General features: G+C 48.9%; 6 protein-coding genes. 2 read left to right on the forward strand and 4 right to left on the reverse strand.

The window, feature by feature from the left end; translation table 11 throughout:
• Positions 1–113 precede the first annotated feature (113 nt).
• The 3 genes from CKW00_RS11825 to CKW00_RS11835 all read right to left on the reverse strand — a co-directional run bounded on the left by CKW00_RS11825 (position 114) and on the right by CKW00_RS11835 (position 2,708).
• Complete coding sequence (locus tag CKW00_RS11825) at positions 114–623, reverse strand: acyl-CoA thioesterase (protein ID WP_095822736.1); 510 nt, start codon at positions 621–623, stop codon at positions 114–116.
• A 73-nt stretch (positions 624–696) separates the two neighbouring features.
• Entirely contained in the window at positions 697–2,055 is a 1,359-nt protein-coding gene (locus CKW00_RS11830) for a sensor histidine kinase (protein ID WP_233129779.1), read from the reverse strand.
• Positions 2,016–2,708: a response regulator transcription factor gene (locus CKW00_RS11835; protein WP_095822738.1), complete on the reverse strand. Its 693-nt coding sequence runs from the start codon at positions 2,706–2,708 to the stop codon at positions 2,016–2,018. The genes CKW00_RS11830 and CKW00_RS11835 overlap by 40 nt, the downstream gene beginning before the upstream one ends.
• 136 nt (positions 2,709–2,844) lie before the next feature.
• Here CKW00_RS11835 and CKW00_RS11840 point away from each other — a divergent pair, with 136 nt between their 5' ends.
• Both CKW00_RS11840 and CKW00_RS11845 read left to right on the forward strand, forming a co-directional pair.
• The gene (locus CKW00_RS11840) at positions 2,845–3,996 is read left to right on the forward strand and encodes a S1C family serine protease (protein WP_095822739.1); all 1,152 of its coding nucleotides are present in this window, start codon (positions 2,845–2,847) and stop codon (positions 3,994–3,996) included.
• A 532-nt stretch (positions 3,997–4,528) separates the two neighbouring features.
• Entirely contained in the window at positions 4,529–4,762 is a 234-nt protein-coding gene (locus CKW00_RS11845) for a TM2 domain-containing protein (protein WP_095822740.1), read from the forward strand.
• Between the two features lie 52 nt (positions 4,763–4,814).
• Here CKW00_RS11845 and cls read toward each other — a convergent pair whose 3' ends face one another.
• The gene (gene cls / locus CKW00_RS11850) at positions 4,815–6,263 is read right to left on the reverse strand and encodes a cardiolipin synthase (RefSeq protein WP_095822741.1); all 1,449 of its coding nucleotides are present in this window, start codon (positions 6,261–6,263) and stop codon (positions 4,815–4,817) included.
• Between the last annotated feature and the right edge of the window lie 194 nt (positions 6,264–6,457).

The following is a 6,457-nucleotide window of genomic DNA, read 5'->3' on the forward strand; positions in this document are numbered from 1 at the left end:
GCCATTCAGAAGTCCGTAAGATAAGCTGCCCCTCCTGTTTCGGGACAAAACACCCGAAGCCCGGAGAGTCTGCTTATCTTAGACCTTCTAATCGAATGGCTACGCTTTTGTTTTTACCACGGGAGGCCTGTTCCGTAGATTTCCGCCAGTTCTTTTGATTCTTTTCTTCTTTCTTTTCGCTGGTCATGACGGGCAGAAGCTCCCGCATGGAGACGTTTTTCCTGATCGGTTTCCGGATAAACGGCCGGAATCGGCACAGGTTTATTTTCTTCGTTTACGGCTACCATCGACACAAACGCCGTTGTACATACTTTCCGCTCTCCACTCAGCAAGTCTTCCGTTATCGCTTTGACGAATACTTCCATCGAAGTATTGTGAGTCCAGGTCACGAAAGCCTCAAGACATATCGCATGCCCTTCGAACACAGGGTGGAGAAAGTCCACGGAATCGATGGAGGCAGTGACGACCGGCTGCCTGCAGTGCCGGACTGCAGCGATTGCCGCAATATCATCGATATACGCCATCAGTTTGCCTCCAAATAACGTCCCGTGACTGTTCGTATCCGGGGGGAGGACGTGAGAATTTTTAACTGTAAAGGATTCTCTGGCTTTTTTCGCTTCCATGTCATCTATCACCTTTCTGATTCTATTCTTTAATATAATTTCCTATCCTATTATAGCACGTGCTGCAAGTCGCTCACCCCGAGACCGGAAGTCTTATTTCGAAGACGGCTCCGGAACCTTCCAGATTATAGGCGGAAATCGTTCCGCCGCTTCTCTCGATGATCGCTCTTGAGATCGCCAGGCCAAGACCCGTTTCCCCGTCTTTTCCTTTTTGGAAGCGTTCGAATAAGTGCGGCATGACTTCTTCTCCGATGCCTTCCCCGTCATCCTGTATACGGATAAGGAAGTCCCCGTTTCTCTCCACCGTAATCAAAAGTCGTGATGACGCATGCCGCACTCCGTTTCGCCCTATATTCATGAGAGCCTGCAGGAAACGTTCCGGGTCCGCACTGATGAACCCGTCGCCTTCTATACGCACGTCCACTTCTATATTTTTCTCTTCCGCCAGCGGCAGCAGCCTGTCCGCCGCACGACCTGTCCATTCACTTATCTTCAGATCTTCCGGCCGGTAAATATCTTCGTTGCTGTCGAGTTTGGCCAGCAGAATCATTTCATTTACGATTTTTTTCAGGCGGTCGATCTCTTCGACCATCACTGTGAGACCCCGATCTCTTTTCTCCCCTTCAAATACCCCGTCTCTTATACCTTCCGCATACCCCTGGATGGACATGAGAGGAGTTTTGAGCTCGTGGGAGGCGTTTTGGAAAAACTGCTGCTGTGTACGGATGTATCGTTCAAGTTCTCCGGCCATCTGTCTTACACTCTGGTCCACTTCTTTTATTTCTCCGGTTGCTTGTACGGGCTGCACTTCGTGGAATTTACGCTTTTCAATCTTTTTGACCTCCTGTTTCAACCGTTCAAGAGGAGTGACGAGCTTCCTTGTGAACAGATAACTGACAACTGCTGCAAGAAGCAGGCCAAGAACAAAGATAAGCATTATTCTCCAGACGAAGTTCATCTGAATGGCAGCCAGGTCCCCGATAGGCGTAGCCATCACCAGTACCTGGTCCCCTCTCAGTTCATGATCCGAGACGACGTACTGGCCGTACCCGCTGTCCCACGTGTCATTTCCCGCAAGTTCTTCTTCGTAACGTTCCACCCAGTCTGACGCTGCCTCTTCCGGGAGAGTGTGAAACAACAGCTCTCCGGTGGACTTATCAAACAGGAGAAGGGGGTAGTTCTGATCCTGAATCAGACTCGAGACTTCCGGCGACTGGAGAAGACGATCCGGATCGTTCAAAATGTCGACGAGCAGCTCCGCACGCATTTCCAGCTGTCTTTTTTCATCCATAATAAAAATATCCATAACCAGGGAGTACAGTACGATTGCCGTAATCGTCATTACGACGAGAATGAGTCCCGTAAAGGCGGTGTTCAGCTGATGGAGCAGTCTCATGAGCCCGGAGACCTCAATCTGTACCCGTAGCCCCACACCGTTTCAAGATCAAGATCGGGAAATTTCTTTCTAAGACGTTTCATCAGATCGTCGACAGCTCTGTCACTTCCGAAGTAATCCATACCCCATACGGACTCGAGAAGCGTCTCCCGGGAAAAAGCTTTATTCTCGTGTTCAGCAAGCACACGGAGCATCTCGAACTCTTTCTGGGTCGTCTCCACTTCCTCCCCTGCATAAAAAGCAAGACGTTCCGTTACGTTCAGCTCAAGGTTTCCGGAAAGAATCGTCTCCTCTCCGCCGGCTCCGCTTCCCTTCTGCATCTGTTTCCAGCGTTTCACATGTCTCTTGACGCGGGCTACGAGTTCGCGCGGACTGAACGGCTTGGTCATGTAGTCGTCACCACCGAGCTCCAGCCCGAGTATTTTATCCACTTCTTCGTCTTTGGCTGAAATAATAATGATCGGAACTTCCGAATGCGTGCGTACCTTTTTACAAAATTCATATCCATCCATTCCGGGCAGCATAATATCCAGGACCCACAGGTCAGGTTTTGTGGACTTATTGAATAATTCCCATGCCTGCTCCGCCGAGTCCACGTCCTCCACCCGGTACCCTTCTTTCTCCAGATACGTTTTCACGATTTCCCGGATGTTATCATCATCTTCCACGAGTCCTATATAAGTGTCCATTCCATTACCTCCTGTATTTACATATTTATTCCGTAAATAATCCATATGCGTCCCATATCTCTTTTTTATAATAAGTTATACAACATCTTCTCACAGATTTATTCACATTGTATCAGAAAGGAGCGGTTTTCGGACGATGAAACTATTTCAGCGCAACGGAGAAGGAAAACGGGTCTCCAAACGAAACGGATTCGCCTTCGGGGTCTTCGGAGCCATCGTAGCCGTTTTTATCGTAACGGCACTATTCCAGTCCCAGGGGATTCAGATAAATATAGAAACAAACCCTGAAAAAGCTCAGGCGAACCCGCTTACTGTCGAAAACACCGAAAAAAATAATATTAAAGCTATTCAGGCCGCCCAGGAAGCGGTCGTAGGCGTAAGTGCCGTGAAAGAAGGGGCACGCGGAGAACAAAGCGCCGGTACAGGTTCAGGAGTCATTTATAAAAAGGACGGAGACAAAGCCCTTGTTGTGACGAATCACCACGTCATCGAACAGGCTTCCGACCTGGAAGTCACTTTAAGTGACGGCACCAAAACGGACGCCGAACTCCAGGGAAGTGACCCCTTTACGGACCTCGCAGTTCTGGAAATAGACGCCGAGCATGTTTCCAAAGTAGCAGATTTTGCGAAAAGTGAAGACGTAGAGGTCGGTCAGACGGCTTTCGCCATCGGTAACCCGTTAGGCATGGACTTCGCCGGTTCCGTAACTAAAGGAATCGTAAGCGGTCTGGACAGAAACGTACCCGTCGATTTAAACGGGGATTCAGAACCGGATTGGCATACTACCGTCCTGCAGACCGATGCTGCCATCAACCCCGGAAACAGCGGCGGGGCTCTGATCAATCAAAACGGAAAAGTGATCGGTATCAATTCGATGAAGATAGCGAAAGCGGAAGTAGAAGGCATCGGATTCGCCATCCCGGCAGAAACGGTCACTTCCATCACCTCGGAACTTGAATCAAAAGGAGAAGTGGAACGGCCTTATATCGGTGTCTCTCTCTATGATTTATCTCAACTACCGGCACGCGCTGTTCAGGGGGAACTGAATCTTCCTGAAAACGTAGAAGGCGGCGCAGTCGTCGGTAAAACCGCAACAGGTACACCTGCAGCAGAAGCAGGCCTGAAGCAAAATGATGTGATTACAGCAATTAACGGAGAAAAGGTCGCCTCCACTCTCGACCTGCGCAAGTACCTGTATGAAGATGCAAAAGCAGGAGACGAAGCGACGCTCACCGTTTACAGAAACGGCCAGCAACAGCAAATAACCCTCACACTGAGTGAGCAATAGAAAAAAGCGGAAACTTCCGGTTAGAAGCGCTGGCGTAAGCAGGGGACTTACTTTTCGGGTGCTCTCTCCCGAAAATAAGGGTACTGCTTACAACAGGAGCTTCTGGAAGTTGCAGCTGGATTAAACAAAAGCGGAACCACCCGTTCAGAAGTTCCGGACTAAGCAGAAAGTTCGCTTTTCAGGCGGTCTTTCCTGAAAAAGAAGTTGCTGCTTAGAACGCGGACTTCTGGGTGGTGCAGCTGGAGGAGAAAAAAGCGGAACCTTCCGTTTTACAAATACCGCGTGGAGGCGGAATTCCCTCCACGTCACTGGCATGATGCCGGTGAAGGGCTCCCCTCTTTGCCCTGGTATATCCCTTTATGACGACGGGATACGATAAAGAATTTCCGAAAGACCCGAACTCTCTGGTAGAACACCAGAAAACCTGACCTCTCTTCGGACGGAGTACACTTCAAGTGTGCTCCGTTCGTTTTCGTTCATTTATAAACGGGAACCCTTACTTTATAACGCTTATTCAGAAAGGAGTCTCTCCATGCAGAAGCGAAGTGTCATTCTTGCCTACATTCTCTGGCTGTTCCTCGGGCAGCTGGGCATTCACAGATTTTATACAGGACGCACAGGCTCCGGAATCATTCAGCTGATTCTCGGCGCAGCCGGCTGGGCTACTACAGGTATACTGATTGGCTGGTTCCCTCTTTTCGTACTCTGGATCTGGCTGGTTATCGATATTTTCCTCATTCCGGGCATGTGCCGCAACCCTAAATAACACAAAAAAAGAGTTCAGCCCCCTGATATTAGGAGTTGAACTCTTTTTTCATTTATAAAACCGGAGAAAGGAGCCGGGCGATCGCTTCTTTAAAGCGGATCCACACCGAGCGCTGCTCGTACAGGTAGTGGGTCAGCTCCGTGGTGAGCTCACTGTCATCCATGAACCTGTCCGTCAGTTCACCGGCAAGTTTCGTATCATAAACGAACGCATTCACTTCAAAATTAAGCCGGAAACTCCGTACGTCGATGTTCGCTGTGCCTACCGAGGAGACCACGCCGTCGGCTACAATCGTCTTCGCATGCAGAAAACCGTTCTGATAAATGTAGACTTTGGCACCCGCCCACAGCAGATCCCCGACGTTTGAATATGTCGCCCAGTATACAAAAGGGTGATCCGGTTTGTTCGGAATCATCACTCGTACATCCACCCCGGAAAGAGAAGCGACGCGCAGGGCATCAAGCAGACTGTCATCAGGAATGAAGTAGGGAGTCTGGATGTATACATACTCTTTCGCTGAAAGAATCGTCTTGATGTATCCGTGCTTGATCTGTTCCCATTCGGAATCGGGACCGCTTGAGACAATCTGTACTGCCGAATCCCCGGGTTCCGACTCAAAGAGGGGATAGAATCGCTCGTCATACAGAATGTCGCGTTTGGAAGCCTGGTTCCAGTCCAGAATAAACCGCGTCTGTAAATTGTGGACTGCACTCCCTCTGACACGCAGATGCGTATCTCTCCAATACCCGAATTTCTTATCTTTGCCGAGATATTCATCCCCGATGTTGAACCCGCCGATGTATCCTACCGTTCCATCAATGATCGCCAGTTTCCGGTGATTTCTGTAGTTGATTTTCATGTTCAGTTTAGGAATGAGGGGAGGGAAGAAAGATTCCATCTCCACACCGGCACGCTTCATTTCTTTTATGTAGGAGCGGCTCAACAGCCGGGACCCCATGTCGTCATACAACAGTTTCACAGAGACCCCTTCTTCGGCCTTTTTCCTCAGAACCGTTCCGAGCCTTCTCCCCAGGTTATCGTGACGCAATATGTAATAAAGGAGGTGAACATGGTCCTGAGCTTTCTCAATATCCTGCATCAGCGCCTGGAATTTCTCCTCTCCGTCTGTATAAAGATCCAGTTTATTATCCTGGCTAAGTACTGCATCATTGTTTTTCAAATGCATATAAATCTGGTCTTCGTGAGGAGCGACTTCCGGATGTTTCAATTCGAACTCATCGTTGTCGATTGCACGCAGCTGTTCCTGCACAGCCGCTAACAGACCGAGGCGTGCTTTCTTATCCCACGTGAATATTTCTTTTCTGCTTAACCGGCGGCCGAACATCAGATAAATAATGAAACCGGCTACTGGAACAAACATCAATACCATCAGCCACGCCCAGGTGGCACTGGCGTCCCTGCGTTCCAGGAATATAATCGTAAACCCGAGCAGAACGTTTAAAAAGATGATCACCGTTACAAAATAAGGTATAAATTCCACGTCTGCCACTTCCCTTTCTCGAAATTCCTTCTCTGTTCACTATATCATAGGGGTTTTGATGGAAGAAAGATTGAGTCCATATAATTGTGTAAAAAGAAAAAAAGGGCCTCATCAACCCTGTGTTACAATGTTTTCAACCACGAAAAACCAACACAGGAGGTTTGATGATGACCCAACTTAATTTTACCGTAAAC

Source organism: Salimicrobium humidisoli, assembly GCF_002295105.1.
In the GTDB taxonomy this organism is placed as follows: Bacteria; Bacillota; Bacilli; order Bacillales; family Halobacillaceae; genus Salimicrobium; species Salimicrobium humidisoli.

Excerpts from the sequence above, each read along its gene's own strand:
- CKW00_RS11835 (WP_095822738.1), bottom strand. The coding sequence starts at position 2,708 with ATGGACACTTATATAGGACTCGTGGAAGATGATGATAACATCCGGGAA.
- CKW00_RS11845 (WP_095822740.1), top strand. The coding sequence starts at position 4,529 with ATGCAGAAGCGAAGTGTCATTCTTGCCTACATTCTCTGGCTGTTCCTC.
- CKW00_RS11825 (WP_095822736.1), bottom strand. The coding sequence starts at position 623 with ATGGAAGCGAAAAAAGCCAGAGAATCCTTTACAGTTAAAAATTCTCAC.
- CKW00_RS11840 (WP_095822739.1), top strand. The coding sequence starts at position 2,845 with ATGAAACTATTTCAGCGCAACGGAGAAGGAAAACGGGTCTCCAAACGA.